13 protein-coding genes are annotated in these 16,081 nt (G+C 64.8%); 6 read left to right on the top strand and 7 right to left on the bottom strand.

All coding sequences use genetic code 11. From position 1 onward, the window contains the following. The first annotated feature begins 1 nt into the window (after position 1). The 5 genes from tmk (at position 2) to RAD16_RS04260 (ending at position 5,469) form a co-directional block, all read left to right on the top strand. Positions 2-688, top strand: a complete 687-nt coding sequence (gene tmk / locus RAD16_RS04240; RefSeq protein ID WP_458156620.1) for a dTMP kinase — start codon at positions 2-4, stop codon at positions 686-688. Continuing rightward, positions 685-1,731, top strand: coding sequence for a DNA polymerase III subunit delta' (locus tag RAD16_RS04245; RefSeq protein ID WP_458156621.1), 1,047 nt, complete (start codon positions 685-687; stop codon positions 1,729-1,731). The genes tmk and RAD16_RS04245 overlap by 4 nt, the downstream gene beginning before the upstream one ends. Before the next feature lie 108 nt (positions 1,732-1,839). Next, positions 1,840-3,867, top strand: coding sequence for a methionine--tRNA ligase (gene metG, locus RAD16_RS04250; RefSeq protein ID WP_458156622.1), 2,028 nt, complete (start codon positions 1,840-1,842; stop codon positions 3,865-3,867). A gap of 13 nt (positions 3,868-3,880) precedes the next feature. Beyond that, the gene (locus tag RAD16_RS04255) at positions 3,881-4,657 is read left to right on the top strand and encodes a TatD family hydrolase (protein WP_458156623.1); all 777 of its coding nucleotides are present in this window, start codon (positions 3,881-3,883) and stop codon (positions 4,655-4,657) included. A gap of 14 nt (positions 4,658-4,671) precedes the next feature. After that, positions 4,672-5,469: an MBL fold metallo-hydrolase gene (locus tag RAD16_RS04260; RefSeq protein WP_458156624.1), complete on the top strand. Its 798-nt coding sequence runs from the start codon at positions 4,672-4,674 to the stop codon at positions 5,467-5,469. A gap of 47 nt (positions 5,470-5,516) precedes the next feature. On the opposite strand, the gene RAD16_RS04265 is transcribed toward RAD16_RS04260, so the two are convergent. The 7 genes from RAD16_RS04265 to RAD16_RS04295 form a co-directional block, all read right to left on the bottom strand. Further along, complete coding sequence (locus tag RAD16_RS04265; RefSeq protein ID WP_458156625.1) at positions 5,517-6,965, bottom strand: autotransporter outer membrane beta-barrel domain-containing protein; 1,449 nt, start codon at positions 6,963-6,965, stop codon at positions 5,517-5,519. A 259-nt stretch (positions 6,966-7,224) separates the two neighbouring features. Beyond that, entirely contained in the window at positions 7,225-8,874 is a 1,650-nt protein-coding gene (locus RAD16_RS04270) for an acyl-CoA synthetase (protein ID WP_458156626.1), read from the bottom strand. Positions 8,875-8,895: 21 nt separating this feature from the next. Then, positions 8,896-10,785, bottom strand: a complete 1,890-nt coding sequence (locus RAD16_RS04275; RefSeq protein ID WP_458156627.1) for a TRAP transporter large permease — start codon at positions 10,783-10,785, stop codon at positions 8,896-8,898. Between the two features lie 15 nt (positions 10,786-10,800). Then, entirely contained in the window at positions 10,801-11,820 is a 1,020-nt protein-coding gene (locus tag RAD16_RS04280) for a TRAP transporter substrate-binding protein (protein ID WP_458156628.1), read from the bottom strand. A gap of 476 nt (positions 11,821-12,296) precedes the next feature. After that, entirely contained in the window at positions 12,297-12,836 is a 540-nt protein-coding gene (locus tag RAD16_RS04285; protein ID WP_458156629.1) for a 4-hydroxylaminobenzoate lyase, read from the bottom strand. After that, a complete protein-coding gene (locus RAD16_RS04290; RefSeq protein WP_458156630.1) occupies positions 12,815-13,582 on the bottom strand; it encodes a nitroreductase in 768 nt (255 codons plus the stop codon). The genes RAD16_RS04285 and RAD16_RS04290 overlap by 22 nt, the downstream gene beginning before the upstream one ends. Further along, positions 13,561-14,766 (bottom strand): ABC transporter substrate-binding protein, encoded by a 1,206-nt coding sequence (locus RAD16_RS04295; RefSeq protein WP_458156631.1) that lies wholly within the window; start codon positions 14,764-14,766, stop codon positions 13,561-13,563. Before RAD16_RS04295 ends, RAD16_RS04290 begins: the two co-directional genes overlap by 22 nt. A gap of 229 nt (positions 14,767-14,995) precedes the next feature. Between RAD16_RS04295 and RAD16_RS04300 the strand changes: the two genes are divergently transcribed. Then, entirely contained in the window at positions 14,996-15,973 is a 978-nt protein-coding gene (locus RAD16_RS04300; protein ID WP_458156632.1) for a LysR family transcriptional regulator, read from the top strand. The last annotated feature ends 108 nt before the right edge of the window (positions 15,974-16,081 follow it).

The following is a 16,081-nucleotide window of genomic DNA, read 5'->3' on the forward strand; positions in this document are numbered from 1 at the left end:
CATGAGTGAAAGCAAGGGACAGCGACCGTCCGGACGCGGACGCTTCATCACCTTTGAGGGTGGTGAGGGGACGGGCAAGTCGACCCAGATCAAGAAGCTCGCCGACCGCCTCAAGGCGGCGCGGATGCGTACGCTCGTCACGCGCGAGCCGGGGGGGTCGCCAGGCGCCGAGATCATGCGTCATCTGGTGTTGTCGGGCATGGGCAAGCTGCTCGGGCCCGACGCCGAGACGCTGCTGTTCGCCGCTGCGCGCGATGACCATGTCCGCACCGTGATCCAGCCCGCGCTCAATCACGGCGCCTGGGTGCTGTGCGACCGTTTCGCCGACTCGACGCGCGCTTATCAGGGCAGCCTCGGCCAGGTGCCCGCCGCGCTGATCAACGCCATGCAGCGGGTCACGATCGGCGATCTCAAGCCGGACCTCACCATCATCCTCGACCTGCCGGTCGAGATCGGCCTGCAGCGCGCCGCCGCGCGTCGCGGCAGCGGCACGCCCGACCGGTTCGAAAGCGAGCAGCTCAGCTTCCATCAGGGTCTGCGCGAGGCCTATCGGAAGATCGCCGAGGAGGAGCCCGCGCGCTGCGTGCTGATCGACGCCAATTCCGATCCTGACACGGTCGCCGGCCGGGTCTGGACGGCGCTGCGCGAGCGCCTCCTGCCAACGCCTGCATCGGTGATCTCCGCATGAGCCCGCGTCAGGCCGAGCGCGAATCCGCCATTCCGCATCCGCGTGCGACCAGCCTTCTGTTCGGCCATCGCGAGGCCGAGACCGCGCTGCTGACCGCCTATCGCAGCGGTCGCATCCCGCATGCCTGGCTGATCGGGGGAGCGCAAGGGATCGGCAAGGCGACGCTGGCCTATCGCATGGCCTGCTTCGTGCTCGCGCACGGCCAGCCATTGGCGCCGGCTGTCCAGCACGCCGAAAGCCTCGCGATCGATCCGGATGACGCCGTTGCGCGGCAGGTCGCGGCCGGCTCGCATGGCGGCCTGTTGACGCTGGAGCGCACCGCCAACGATCGTGGCGTGATGCGCACGGTGATCACCGTGGACGAGACGCGCGAGACGATCGGCTTCTTCGGCTCGACCGCCGCGGCCGAAGGCTGGCGCGTCTGCATCGTCGACACCGTCGACGAGCTCAATCCGAACGCCGCCAACGCGCTGCTGAAGATCCTCGAGGAACCTCCGCAACAATCACTGTTCCTGCTGGTGAGCCACGCGCCCGCGCGCGTGCTCGCCACAATTCAGTCGCGTTGCCGCAAGCTGCGCCTGCGGCCGCTCGGAACGGACGAAGTGATCAGTGCTGCCGCTGAAGCTGCCGGCCTCGCTCCGACCGACCTTGCCCTGCGCGAAGCGGCGGAAGCCTCCGAGGGCAGCGTCGCACGGGCGCTGACGCTGCTCGGCGGCGACGCGTTGAAGCTCCAGCAACGCACGGCGGCACTGCTGGCGCGACTGCCACAGGTCGATCCGCGCGAATTGCACACGCTCGGCGAATCGCTTGGCACCAGCGACCGCGTCGCGCTCGCAGCCTTCATCGACGGCATCGATCGCTGGATCGCGGAGCGCCTGCATGCCGACGAGGCCAATGCCAACCAGAACCTGCCTCGCCTTGCGCGCCTAGCTGAGGTATGGGAAAAGATCGTCCGCGCCGCACGTGACACCGAAACCTACAATCTGGAGCGAAAGCCCTTGGTTTTCTCGGTGTTCGGCTGGCTGGCGGACGCAACGCGCTAGAGCATGATCCGGAAAAATGCGCAGCGGTTTCCGAAAGGATCATGCGCACAACAACAACCTAACGCAGATTCGTTTCCAAATTTAGTGAAGCCGGTAAAGGAATTCGTCGTGGCAACGCGAGCTAAGAAAACCGTCAAAGCCAAAGGCAGCAAGAAGAAGGCCGCGAAGAAAGCCACGAAAAAGGCTGTGAAGGCGCGCGCGAGCAAAGCTGCCAAGAAGGTCAAGAAGACCAAGAAGGCGGCCGCCAGGAAGGGCGTGAAGAAGAGCGCTGCGAAGACGGCAAAGAAGGCCCCCAAGAAAGCTGCGAAGAAGCAGACCGCCGCCAAGACGGCAGCGAAGAAGGCGACCAAAAAGCCGGCCAAGACTCTGGTGAAAACCAAGACTGCGGCGAAGACCAAGACTCCCGCGAAGAAGGTGGCCAGGAAGGCGGAGGTGACTGCGCCTGTCCTGATCGTCGCGCCGGCCCCTGTCGCCGCGCCGGTGAAGGCCGCGAAGCCCAAGGTGTCGAAACCCGATGTGTCGACGCCTAAGGCGCACCCCGCGCCGAAGCCCGTCGCAGCTCCGCAAGCTGCCGCGCCTGTCGCGGCTCCCGCGCGCGATAATGTCTTCTACATCACCACCGCGATCGCCTATCCCAACGGCGTTCCGCATATCGGCCATGCCTATGAGGCAATCGCAACCGACGTGCTGGCGCGTTTTGCGCGGCTCGACGGCAAGGACGTGTTCTTCCTGACCGGTACCGACGAGCACGGCCTGAAGATGGTCCAGACCGCCCAGAACGAGGGCCTGACACCCGCCGCGCTCGCGGCCCGCAACGCCGGCCGCTTCAAGGAAATGGACGAGCGGCTGAACGTGTCGTTCGACCGCTTCATCCGCACCACCGAGGAGCAGCACCATCGCTCGACCCAGGAGATCTGGCGGCGCATGGAAGCGAACGGCGACATCTATGCCGACACCTATTCCGGCTGGTATTCGGTGCGCGATGAGGCCTATTACGCCGAGGACGAGACGCGCCTGAACGACGACGGTGTGCGGCTCGGGCCGCAGGGCACGCCGGTCGAGTGGGTCGAGGAGAAGAGCTACTTCTTCCGCCTCTCGGCCTATCAGGACAAGCTGCTCAAGCTCTATTCGGACAAGCCCGATTTCATCGGGCCGGACTCCCGCAAGAACGAGGTGGTGAGCTTCGTCAGGAGTGGCCTGCGCGACCTCTCGATCTCGCGCACGACGTTCGACTGGGGCGTGAAAGTGCCCGGCGACGAAGAGCACGTGATGTATGTCTGGGTCGACGCACTGACCAACTACATCACCGGCGTCGGCTTCCCCGACGAGAGCGACAAGAACTGGCGCTACTGGCCGGCCGATGTGCACATCATCGGCAAGGACATCATCCGCTTCCACGCGGTGTACTGGCCCGCATTCCTGATGTCGGCCGGCATTCCCGTGCAGAAGCGGGTCTATGCCCACGGCTTCCTGTTCAACAGGGGCGAGAAGATGTCGAAGTCGGTCGGCAACGTCGTCGATCCCTTCAATCTCGCCGACCAGTATGGCGTCGACCAGATGCGCTATTTCTTCCTGCGCGAGGTTCCATTCGGCCAGGACGGCAACTACAACCACGAAGCCATCGTCGCGCGGATCAACGCCGATCTCGCCAACGATCTCGGCAACCTCGCGCAGCGTTCGCTGTCGATGGTCGCCAAACAGCTCGGCGGCGTGCTGCCCGAGCCCGGCGAATTCAGCGACAACGACAAGGCGATTTTGGCGATGGCCGATGGCATGATCGCGGTGTCACGCGAAGCGATGGCGACGCAACAGATCCATCAATGGCTCAATGCCGTATGGGCCGTGGTCGCGGAAGCCAACCGCTATTTCGCGGGCGAGGCGCCGTGGGCGCTAGCCAAGACCGATCCTGCCAGGCAGAAGACGGTGCTCTACGTCACCGCCGAAGTCGTGCGCCAGATCGCAATCCTGGCCCAGCCGGCGATGCCGACGGCGTCCAACCTGCTGCTCGACAGCCTCGGCATCCCCGCAGGCGAACGCAATTTTGCGATGCTCGGCGGTGCCAAGCGGATCGCACCCGGCTCGACTTTGCCGGCGCCGACCCCGGCGTTCCCGCGCTATATCGAGCCGGCGGCCTGAGGCGTATGTAACGATGCTGGTCGACAGTCACTGCCATTTGGATTTTCCGGACTTTGCGGAAGATCTCGACGGGATCGTGTCGCGGGCACGCGCGGCCGGCCTCACGCGCATGGTCACGATCTCGACGCGGGTGAAGAAGCTCAACCAGCTTCTCGCCATCGCCGAGCGGTTCGATGACGTCTATTGCTCGGTCGGCACCCATCCGCACAACGCGGATGAGGAAGACGGCATCACGCCGGACGAGCTGATCGCACTGACGGCGCATTCGAAGGTGGTCGCGCTCGGCGAGGCCGGGCTCGACTATTTCTACGACAACGGTTCGCCGGAGGCACAGGCGAGGGGCTTTCGCGCCCACATCGCCGCAGCGCGTGCGACCGGCCTGCCGCTGGTGATCCACACCCGCGAGGCGGACGAGGACTGCGCCCGCATCCTGGAAGAGGAGGTGGCGAAGGGACCGTTTCGCGCGGTGCTGCATTGTTACACCGGCGGGCGCGAGCTGGCGCTGAAGGCGGTGTCGCTCGGGCTCTATATCGGCTTCACGGGCATCCTGACCTTCAAGAAGTCGGAGACCCTGCGCGCGCTGGCGGCTGAGCTGCCGGCTGACCGTATTCTGGTTGAAACAGACTCGCCCTACCTTGCGCCCGGCAAGTTCCGGGGCAAGCGTAACGAGCCGGCCTATGTGGTCGAGGTCGCCAAGGTGCTGGCCGAAACGCGCGGCGTGTCGCTCGAGGAGATCTCACGCCAGACAAGCGAAAACTTCTTCCGCCTGTTCTCCAAGGTGAAAGCTTAAGGACTGGGAGCCGCATGACTCTGACGCTGACGATCCTGGGTTGCGGCTCCTCCGCCGGCGTGCCGCGCCCGGCGCTCGGCTGGGGTGCCTGCGACCCCAACAACCCCAAGAACCGCCGCCGCCGCTGCTCGCTGCTGGTCGAGCAGACGTCGAGCCACGGCACCACGCGCATCGTGATCGACACCTCGCCCGATCTGCGCGAGCAGCTCATCGACACCAATGTCGATCACATCGACGCGGTGTTCCTGACCCATGAGCATGCCGACCAGACCCACGGCATGGACGATCTGCGCTCCGTCGTTCTGCACATGCGCAAGCGCATTCCGACCTATTTCAATCAGTCGACCGCGAAGGACATCATGGCGCGGTTCTCCTACTGCTTCATCTCGCCGGAGGGCAGCGACTATCCGCCGATCCTGACGCGGCATTCGATCGAGGCAGGCGGGAGCCAGATCATCATCGGCAAGGGTGGGAACGTGACCATGACCGCCTTCCTGGTCCAGCACGGCCACATTCCCGCGCTCGGCTATCGTATCGGCAACGCCGCCTACACGCCCGACCTCAACGACATTCCGCGCGAGAGCTGGGGCGCGCTGGAAAATCTCGATCTCTGGATCGTCGACGGCCTGCGCTACAACAGCCATCCCACCCATTTCAGCATCAACGATGCATTGTCCTGGATCGAGCGCTTCAAGCCGAAGCGCGCTGTCATCACCAACATGACCGCCGATGTCGATTACGAGGTGATCCGGCAATCGCTGCCTGCGGGCGTGGTACCGGCTTATGACGGACTACGGCTGGAGACGCATTAGGGCGTTTTCAAGCGAAGCGGCTATCGGTTCGTGCCAAGAATGCGCGCCTACCACGCGTAGCGCAGCACGGCCTTGCCGGTATAGGCGCGTATCAGGCTCGACAGCTCGCTGTCGAAGTTCGCCGAGGCGGACCAGCCGTTCAGGGCGCGCAGCTCGAACGCTATGCCTGCGAGCGCAGCGTTCGGCGCCAAAGCCGTGCCGCCGGCGATGAATCCCTGACCGGGCAAGCCTTGACTGGTCAAGCCTTGACCGGTCAAGCCTTGGAGCGCAGCGGGGACCGATTGCCCCGCGCTGAAATCATGCGCCCAGGCGAGCCGGCCGCGCAGGTTCACGACGCTTCCCAGCAGCGCAAGCGACGTGCTGGTACGCAGGCCCAACTCAGCGCGGCTGTCGGTGAAGCTGTCGCCGCCGGGCGCGGCCGAAACCGCATTGGCTGCCTCGGGCGGCTGGGTCGCATTGGAGTTAGAGGAGGGCAGGCGGAAGGCGGTGACCTGCGCCGCCGCATAGGGCGTGATGCCGAGCCAGCGCGTGGCAAACCGGTAGCCGCCTTCGAGACGGCCGGAATAGGCGTTGGCGTTGATCGCCGCGGCGAACTGGTCGGAGCCGGCCGGCGTCACGTGATGATCATTGCTGATGGCCTGCCAACCGTAAGCGAGGCCGGTCGCAACATAGGCTGATCCGACCGAGTGCCGGACGAAGGCGCCGGCCTGGAATAGATCGGAGCGGCCGCTGGAAAAATTGTTGGCGAAGCCGGTGCCGCCGCCGGCCAGCGCAAAGCCCATCCGGGTCTGCGGCGAGAGCGAATAGTCGGCGCCGACCACGGTGCCGAAACTGCGGCTGGACGCGCCGGTGTTGCCGGTCGAGACCTGCGAGCCGCCGAAGCCGGCGGCCCAGACGCTCCAGTGCGGGACTGCGAGCGACGGCCTGCCGTAGATCGCGCCATAGGCCTCGCGGCCGATGCCGCCATGCGTCCGGTCATTTCCGAGATCAGCGTAAGCAGCGAGCTCGGCGTCCAGCTCGGCCGGGCCGGTGCCGCGACCGTCGATGGCGGGATCGAGCAGGGCCTGCGTGAACTGGTTCATCGCCAGAAACGTGGCCTGCGCCGTCTCGCCCTGCGCGGCGCCATCGGAGCCGCCGTCAAAGGCCCGCCGCATGCCGAAGCGCCCTGCGCCGGCAAGTCCGGGCGGCTCGGCGTTCCAGCCATAATTCGGCTGCATGTTGACCGGGCCACCATTGCCGTTGCCGAACGGCGCTCCGCCAAAACCGGCAGCTTGCGGGCCGCCGAACATGGGGCCGCCCATGCCGCCACCAAAATTGTTGCCGCCGAAATTGCCGCCGCCGAAATTATTGAAACCGTTGCCGGGCGCACCCGGACCCGGAGGTCCGAAATTCTCAGTGCCTCCGAACGCGCCGAACTCGCGCATCACCTGCGCCTGCGCGGCGGCGGGCAGCAGCAATCCGGCCGTCAATAGCAGCAGCCCCAGACGCGCACGCACGTCTGCGCTCAAGACACGAACCGCATGAGGCGCCCCAACCGTGTCGGACGCCGGCCGCGCAGCCCACGCGGCGAATCAGGTGGAAGCAGCGAATCCGACGGGGAGGAATCGTAAATGCGTCTCTAACGCTTTCCAATCTTTTCTTGGCGTGTCTCGATGTCATCGTACATGCACGATCGGTTTCAGTACGAATCGCGATGACCGCGGAGACACGACGTCAATCCGCGTTTGTACGTGACCGCGAGATGCGGGTGTCAGCTCAGGCCGTGATGGCCTTGGCCGAGCCGACCTCGTTGCGCAGCAGGAATTTCTGGATCTTGCCCGTGGACGTCTTCGGGATCGGCCCGAACACGACGGCCTTCGGCGTCTTGAAGCCGCTCATTTGCGAGCGGCAGAACGCGATGATCTCGGCCTCGGTCGCGCTGGCGCCGTCCTTCAGCTCGACGAAGGCGCAGGGCACTTCGCCCCATTTCGGATCGGGCTTTGCGACGACCGCGGCGAACAGCACGGCCGGGTGCTTGTAGAGGACGTCCTCGACCTCGACCGAGGAGATGTTCTCGCCGCCGGAGATGATGATGTCCTTGGAGCGGTCCTTGATGGTGACGTAGCCGTGCTCGTCGAGCACGCCGAGATCGCCGGTGTGAAACCAGCCGCCCTCGAAGGCTTCCTTCGTCGCCTTCTCGTTCTTGAGATAGCCCTTCATCACGATGTTGCCGCGGAACATGACCTCGCCGATGGTCTCGCCATCGCGCGGCACCTCCTGCATGGTCTGCGGATTGATGACGGTGACGCCTTCCTCGAGCGGGTAGGGTACGCCCTGCCGCCGCTTCATGCGCGCGCGGTCGGCGGCGGGAAGATCATCCCAGCCGGGCTGCTCGGCGCAGACGGAGGCGGGGCCGTAGACCTCGGTCAGGCCGTAGACATGCGTCAGCTTGATGCCGATGCTCTCGGCGCCTTCCAACACCGCGACCGGCGGCGCCGCGCCCGCGATCAGGCCGACGACGCGGCGCGCCGCACTGCCTTTCGGCGCATCGGGCGCGTTGATCAGCGTGTTGTAGACGATCGGCGCGCCGCACATGTGGGTGACGCCGTGCTGCCTGATCAGCTCGAAGATTTTGGTCGGCTCGACCTTGCGCAGGCAGACATTGATGCCGGCGGCGGCCGCGATGGTCCAGGGGAAGCACCAGCCGTTGCAGTGGAACATCGGCAGCGTCCAGAGATAGACCGGATGCTGGCCGAGATTGCCCGCGAGGATGTTGCTGACGGCGTTCAGATACGCGCCGCGATGATGCGTGACGACGCCCTTGGGATTGCCTGTCGTGCCCGAGGTGTAGCTCAGCGCGATCGCGTCCCATTCGTCGCTTAGTGGGATCGCCGTGAAGTTTGGATCGCCTTGCGCAACGGCAGCTTCATATTCGATCTCGCCGATGCGCTTGCCGCCCTTGAAGGCGGCATCGTCGACATCGATCACGAACGGCTTCGGCCCGCTCATCTGCGCCAGCGCATCGGTGATCACGCCGGAAAACTCGGGGTCGACCAGGATGATCTTGGCGCCGCCATGATCGAGCTGAAACGCGATCGAGGGCGCATCGAGGCGGATGTTGAGCGCATTGAGCACGGCGCCGGTCATCGGCACCGCAAAGTGCACCTCGTTCATCGCCGGGATGTTCGGCAGCATCGCAGCCACGGTGTCGCCGACGCCGATGCCCTTGCCGGCGAGATAGGACGCAAAGCGCCGGCAGCGCTCGTAGGTCTGCGCCCAGGTGAAGCTGCGGCCCTCATAGACCGTGCTGACGTGGTCGGGATAGACCGCGGCGCTGCGCGCGAGGAAGCTCAGCGGCGACAGCGGCACGTAATTGGCGGGCGTTTTGTCGAGGCCGATATTGTACGGGTTCTGCCGCTCACTCATCGACACCCTCCTTAAACCGCGTCAAAGAAATCCGATCGAGATCCAGGGGAAGATCGCGACGACGATCAATCCCACCAGCAGCGCCAGCAGATAGCCCCAGATCGGCCTGATGCCCTCGGCCGGGTCGACACGTCCGATGGCGCAGGCGGCATAATAACCGACCCCGAAGGGCGGAGCGAATAGCCCGATACCCATGGCCAGAATGATCACCATCGCATAGTGCACCTCATGCACGCCGACGGCGCGGGCGATCGGAAACAAGAGCGGCCCGAACAGCACGATCGCCGGGATCCCCTCCAGCACGCTGCCGAGGATGGTGAAGGCCAGGATCGACACGGCGATGAAGGTCGCAGCTCCCCCCGGCAATCCGGTCATGGCCGCGGCCAACGAGCGCGAGAAGCCGGACTGGGTCAGGCCCCAGGCCATGCCGGTGGCGGTGCCGATGATCAGCAAGATCGCGCCCGACAGCGCAGCGGTCTCGACCAGCATCGGAAACAGCCGCCGCCAGTCGAACCGGCGGTAGACCAGCAGGCCGACCAGCGCGCCATAGACGATGCCGATGGTGGACACTTCGGTCGCGGTGGCGATGCCTTCGACCACGGCATAGCGGATCACGAAAGGCAGCGCGAGCGCGGGCAGGGCGACGATGAAGGTTTTGCCGATCTCGGACGCGGTGGCGCGGCGGACATGGCTCATGTCCTCGTGGCGGTAGCGCCACCACACCAGCATGCAGAGCGTGATCGCGAGCACGACGCCGGGCAGCAGGCCGCCGGTGAACAGCGCGGCGATCGAGACGCCGGTGACCGAGCCGATGGTGATCAGCACCAGGCTCGGCGGGATGGTTTCGGTCTGCGCGCCGGTTGCCGCCAGCAGCGCGACGAGGTCGCCGGGCTTGGCACCGCGCTGCTTCATCTCCGGGAACAGCACGGGCGCGACCGCGGCCATGTCGGCGGCCTTGGCGCCTGAAATGCCGGAAACCAGATACATGGCGCCGACCAGCACGTAATTCAGGCCGCCGCGGACATGGCCAAGCAGGCTCGCCAGGAAGGCCACCATTGCCCGTGCCATGCCGGTCATCTCGATCAGAAGGCCCAGGAATACGAACAGCGGCACCGAGAGCAGGATGAGGTGGCTCATGCCCTCGTCCATCCGTCCGACCAGCACCATGACCGGCGTACGCGTGGTCAGCGCCAGATAGCCGAAGATCGCCAGGCCAAAGCCGAACGCAATGGGAACGCCGGCAAAGACGCAGAAGCCGGCGACGCCGACGAAGAAGATGACGAGGTTGAGATTGCCGAGCGGCCGCAGATAAGGCTGCGCCAGCCAGAACAGGCCGACGATGACGGCAACTGTGATCGCGGCCGACAGCACCATCCGGTAGTCAGCAGCGCGCAGCAGCCGCAGCAGCCCGAACAGCGCCATCAGGCAGATGCCGACCGGCAGCGCCGCGGCGCGCCACATGTTCGAGATCTGCAGCGCCGGCGTGGTGATGAAGCTTTCCTCATAGGCGTATTCGGAGGATGGCCACACGATCAGCGCCAGGAACGCCAGCGCCGCGCAGGTCGCGACCAGGTCGAGCCAGGCGCGCATGGCCGGCCGGGTGCTGGCGACGATCGCGGTCATGCGCATGTGCTCGGACCGGCGGAATGCCACCGCCGCGCCCAGCATCGCCAGCCACAGGAACAGGATCGAGGCGAGTTCGTCGGACCAGATCAGCGGCCGGTGCACGCCGTAACGTGCGACCACGCCGGCGAACAGGATCACGATCTCGGCAACCACCAGGATGGCCGCCGGGATCTCGACCGCAAGGCCGAGGATGCGTTCCAGCGAGGCCAGCACGTGGGATCGGCGAGGGGGCTGACCAGCCGCCTCGCCCACCGCTTCGGTCACCTGAGCCTCGACATGAGCCATGACGGCCCCAACGCGTTACGACAGCTTGCCGACGGCCTTCTCCAGGAGGTCCCAGGCCTGGTCGCCATATTTGCCCTTCCACTCGGCATAGAACCCGGCGGTGCGCAGCTTGTCGCGGAACGGCGCGACCGTGGGCTGGTTGAAGGCCAGGCCCTTGCCGGCGAGCTCCTGCTGGAGATTGGCGTTCAGCTTGGCGGTATCCTCGCGCTCCCTAACGGCGGCGGCGTTGATGTTCTTGGCGACGATGGTGCGCACGTCCTCAGGCAAAGCGCTCCAGGCGCGGCGGTTGGCCAGGAACCAGAAGCCGTCCCACATGTGGTTCGTCAGCGAGCAGTACTTCTGCACCTCGTAGAGCTTTGCGGTCGAGATGATCGCCAGCGGGTTCTCCTGGCCCTCGACGATCTTGGTCTGGAGCGCGGAATAGACCTCGGCGAAATTGATCGAGGCGGGCGCTGCGTCGAACGCCTTGAACATCGAGGTCCACAGCGGCGACACCGGCACGCGGATCTTGAAGCCCTTGAAGTCGTCCGGACCGGTGATCGGCTTGGTCGACGACGTGGTCTGGCGGAAGCCGTTGTCCCAGATCTTGTCCATGACCTCGAGCCCGGCCTTCTTGATCTCGCCGCGGACATGAGCGCCGAGATCGCCGTCCATGGCCTTCCAGACCGTGTCGTAATCCGGGAATGCGAAGCCGATGCCGTTGATGGACGCCGCCGGCACCAGGGTCGACAGGATCAGGCCCGACAGCGTGAAGAACTCGACGCCGCCGGAGCGGATCTGGCTCAGCATGTCGGTGTCGGAGCCGAGCTGGTTGTTCGGGAAGATCTGCAGGTCGAACTTGCCGTTGGTCTCGGTCTTGATCGCCGCGGCCATCTCCCGGGCGCGCACGTTCAGCGGATGGGTGTCCGGCAGGTTGTTGGCATATTTGTAGGTGAACTCGGCGCTCTGGGCGCGGGCCACGTGGGGCGCACTGAGGCCGCCCAGGACCGCGGTCGCGGCGGAGGCCTTGAGAAGCGTGCGTCGGGAAAAGCTCATGGGTCTGCTTCCTCGGAAGGTTTGTTTTTGTTGTGAGACGCAAACCTATACGGACGGACGGTCAGAAGGTCATCTGCGATCTCGCGGAGCCTCGCTTATTGCAGCCGGACAACGTCACGGCAATATCGGCTTTCGCCACATGCGCCGGATTCAAAAACGCGAAAACAACCCCATGCACAGTAGCCGCGAGAATGGCGCCGGAACAAAGACGCCGTGGTAGGAATTCCGCCTAAATATCTGATCCAATTGTATATAAATATATTCCATAATATACCTTATGCGAATTATGGATATGGCGATCCGGATTGGGCGCCGCTTGGCGTTGGCTTGCTGAAATCCCTCCTCAACCTCTGGAGCTGCCTTGTAGGCCGTGGCCATCGCGACGGATCGCCGCCGCGCGGGCCGCTGCGGCGCGTTTCTTCAAACGGATGACGCTCATGCAACGCGCGTCTCCCGAGATTGTCCGGCCGCGGGAATCAGGACGGCGCCGCGAAGTCGTAGGAGATGCGTCCGGCCGGAAGATAGAACAGAGCAATGACGGCGCCGCCGCGGACCTCGGGATAGTGGCGGCTGCCGGGATCGGGCGCCGTCCAGCCGGGCCCCTGCCAGCCCTGCAGCCCCTTCAGCTCGGCGCCCTCGTCCAGGGGGACGACCAGGTTCAGCTCACCATAGGGGTGACCGTGATACTGCCCTCGCAGCACGTCGTGGTCGTCCTCGTCCTTGAAGCGTCGCGGATCGGTGCTGTTCATGTAGACGGCCGTGATGCTGAACTGAAACGTCTCGGGCATGGGCTCGAGGATGCGGCTGCGCCGGTAGTTCGGACCATCGACCTCCTGGTTCGCCGCCCAACCTTCCTCGACCCCGAGCCTTATGAGGCGAGCCAGGTCCTGGTAGAGCTGGCTCCGCTCACCGTATGTTTCATTGAGCCACCGCTCCATCTCCGCGCCGGGCGTCATATCCTTGACCTCACGCAGAAACGGAATGCTGCACTGAATCAGCTCGTCTCGGCTTCCCATGGTGTTGTCCTTTCCATTTGGGTTGCACATTGGTCATCGAACCCCGCGAACGAGGCGAATTCCGCGAGGTCCGCGCGCGGCATCAGCCTGCCCCGGGTTTCGTCCCTGGCACGGCCAATCGAGATGCCGCACACCACCATCTGCTCGGACGGGATCGACAGCAGCGGGCGCAGGATCCGGTGATATCTGGAGAACGTCTCCTGCGGACAGGATTGAAGCCCGTGACCTGCCGCAGCCAGCAACACGTTCTGAATGAACATGCCGAGGTCGAGCCAGCTCCCGACCTGCAGGCGCCGGTCGATCGTGACGATCAGCCCGACCGGAGCGCCGAAGAAAGCATAGTTTTTTGCGGTTTGCCGGCTCCGGGCTTCGACATCGGCTTGGGCGACGCCGAGCGAGCCGTAGAACAATCGGCCGAACTCCTGTCGTCGATGGAGATAGGGTTCAGGCAGGTCGCTGGCGTAATAACTGTATTCCGACACGTGCCCGTCGCGGGCAGTTTCGTGCGCCTCACGCAACGCCGCCGACACACTGTCTTTGACGGCGCCCGCCAGCACGTAGACGCGCCAGGGCTGGATGTTGGCGCCGCTTGGCGCAAACCGCGCCACGCGGAGAATCTGCTCGATGGTCCCTCGCCCGACCGGCGCGCCCGAGAATTCGCGACATGCAAAACGGCCTGCGATGATCTCGTCGATACTCTGTGCGGTAGCGCTTTCACCGATCATCACTTCTTCAGGAACGGACATCCGCCTTGCTCCATCGGTCGGAAGGCTTCGTCCCCTGGTATCGTCGCGAGCAGCTCGTAGTAGTCGAACTTGTACCTGGATTGGTCAGGCGACTTGACGCGAAACAGGTACATCTCGCGGACCAGCCGGCCGTCGTCGCGGATCCGGCCATTTCTCGTCATGAAATCGTTCACGGGCATTTCGCGCATCCTGGCGGCGATGGTTGGCCCATCCAGCGTGCCTGCAGCCTGGACCGCTTTGAGGTAATGCATCACCGCGCCATATGTGCCGGCGTGGATCATGGTCGGCACCTTCTGAGTCTTCGCGATGAAACGCTTCGACCACGCGCGGGTGTCCTCGTTCAGGTCCCAATAGAATGCTGAGCTCAGCATCAGGCCCTGGGCGCTCTGGAGTCCAAGGCTGTGAATGTCGGCGATGAAGACGAGCAGCCCGACGAGTTTCTGGCGCTGAGTAATACCGAATTCGCTGGCTTGCTTGACGGCGTTGACGAAGTCGCCGCCGGAGTCGGCGAGCGCGATTACGTCCGCCTTCGAGGATTGCGCCTGGAGTAGGAAGGAGGAAAAATCCGGCGTGTTGATCGGATGTTTTGCCGCACCAAGCACCTTGCCGCCGACGGTGTCGATGACCTTGCGGCTGTCGGCCTCGAGCTGCGCGCCGAGGGAATAGTCGACCGAAAGGAAGTACCATGAGTGCGCGCCGAGACGTGACATCGCCCGCGTTGTTCCCTGCGACAGCGCGTAGGTATCATACGTCCAGTGGATTCCGGTCGGCGAGCATTCGTCGCCAGTGAGGCGGGACGTGGCGGCGCCGGTGGCGAGGAACAGCTTCTTCTTGTCGCGCGTGATGCCTTGCACGGCCAGTGCGACCGCAGAATTCGGCACGTCGAGAATGACCTCGACGTCTTCATTGTCGAGCCATCGGCGCGCGATGGTCGCGCCCACATCCGCCTTGTTTTGGTGGTCGCCCGCGACGATCTGGATGCTGCGCCCCAACACCTTACCGTTGAAATCGTCGACGGCCATTTGCGCCGCGACCACGGAGCCCTGGCCGCCGTTGTCGGCATAGAGCGAGGACATGTCGCTCAGGACACCGAGCTTCACCGGCCCCTCCTGCCCGATGGCCGGCGCTGTCAACAGCGTCAATGCGACTCCGAAAGCTCCGATCGATGTCCCGCAGGATGTCATGGTCCGTCTCCTCCAAATCCGGCGCCGGGATCATGACGGGATCGCGCGAATGCGGAAGTGAAACTCTTGCAGAGTGATCCTGAACCGCCTTCAGGTTGGTCACGCGAGCGGCTAAGCTTCGCGGTTCGTGCGCCTTGCTCGGTTGCGCCGGCTGCGCGTATGGCCTTAACTGGGATCGATCGCAGTAATGCAACGGGCGCGCGATCCGCCTTGAGACGGTGTCCTGCTCGTGGCTGTTTCGTTCAAGACCCTGGACCTGAACCTGCTCAAGGTCTTCGACGCCGTCATGGAGGAGCGAAGCGTGCTGCGGGCCAGCCAGAGGGTTGCCCTCAGTCAATCCGCCGTGAGCCATTCGCTCGCCCGGCTCCGCGAGATGCTGGAAGACGATTTGTTCGTGCGCACGGCAACCGGGATGCAGCCGACAGCGCGCGCATTGACGATGGCGCCACAGATCCGCGAAGCCCTGCGATCTCTCGAGGCGGCGGTCGAACTGCCGAGCTTCGTTCCGGCCGCCTCCACCCGGCAGTTCACACTGGCCGCCAACGACTTCACCACGATGGTGCTGGCCTCACCGCTCCTGAGGATACTCGGCCGGGAGGCGCCGGCGATCGACCTGATCATCAAGCCGGTGACACGGATCGACCTCGCCGAGCAGATCGACCTTGGCCGCATCGACGTTGCGATCGGAGTCTTCTCGGATCCGCCGAGCCGCTTCCGTACGTCGCTGTTGTTCGAATATGACGACGTGCTGATCGTGGGCGGAAAACGCAAGCTCGGCCGGATCGACAACGCGGCTCTGGCGCGCATGCCGCTGGTCGTTGTCTCCTTTGGCGGTGAACAGGAAGGAGCGATCGGCGGCTTCATCTCCGAGCGTGGCCTCGCCCGGCGATCGGAGATGTATGACCGCGCGGCGCTCGAACGGGCGCTGTCCGAGAGCGACCGGCCTCCGCGAATAGCCGTCTCGCTGCCGCATTTTCTGGCGCTGCCCGCTCTCCTCGCGGACTCAAAACTGGCGGCCATCGTTCCGCGGCCATTGGCGCGGGCGTTCGAACAGGCGCATGCCATCACGACGTACGAATTGCCCTACGCCACAACCCCGGTCGAGGTCCGGCTGTTGTGGCACGAACGTATCGAGGGCGAGCCGTCGCATGACTGGCTTCACGAGATCCTCAGGCGCGCGACGGAGGACCTCAGGCGCGGACGCTAACGGGAGCCGCTCTCAGTTCTGGTTCCATTTTCCCAGGGGCTATGCCGCTGGGGCGCGCGGGCAGAGGTTGTGCTAGACTGGGCGCAGCAGTCTTGAAGAGGTCAACGA

The sequence above is a fragment of the Bradyrhizobium sp. 18BD genome (assembly GCF_054185225.1).

Coding starts and splice junctions, on each gene's coding strand:
- tmk (WP_458156620.1), top strand. CDS start 2: ATGAGTGAAAGCAAGGGACAGCGACCGTCCGGACGCGGACGCTTCATC.
- RAD16_RS04245 (WP_458156621.1), top strand. CDS start 685: ATGAGCCCGCGTCAGGCCGAGCGCGAATCCGCCATTCCGCATCCGCGT.
- RAD16_RS04255 (WP_458156623.1), top strand. CDS start 3,881: ATGCTGGTCGACAGTCACTGCCATTTGGATTTTCCGGACTTTGCGGAA.
- RAD16_RS04260 (WP_458156624.1), top strand. CDS start 4,672: ATGACTCTGACGCTGACGATCCTGGGTTGCGGCTCCTCCGCCGGCGTG.
- RAD16_RS04270 (WP_458156626.1), bottom strand. CDS start 8,874: ATGAGTGAGCGGCAGAACCCGTACAATATCGGCCTCGACAAAACGCCC.
- RAD16_RS04275 (WP_458156627.1), bottom strand. CDS start 10,785: ATGGCTCATGTCGAGGCTCAGGTGACCGAAGCGGTGGGCGAGGCGGCT.
- RAD16_RS04280 (WP_458156628.1), bottom strand. CDS start 11,820: ATGAGCTTTTCCCGACGCACGCTTCTCAAGGCCTCCGCCGCGACCGCG.
- RAD16_RS04285 (WP_458156629.1), bottom strand. CDS start 12,836: ATGGGAAGCCGAGACGAGCTGATTCAGTGCAGCATTCCGTTTCTGCGT.
- RAD16_RS04290 (WP_458156630.1), bottom strand. CDS start 13,582: ATGTCCGTTCCTGAAGAAGTGATGATCGGTGAAAGCGCTACCGCACAG.
- RAD16_RS04295 (WP_458156631.1), bottom strand. CDS start 14,766: ATGACATCCTGCGGGACATCGATCGGAGCTTTCGGAGTCGCATTGACG.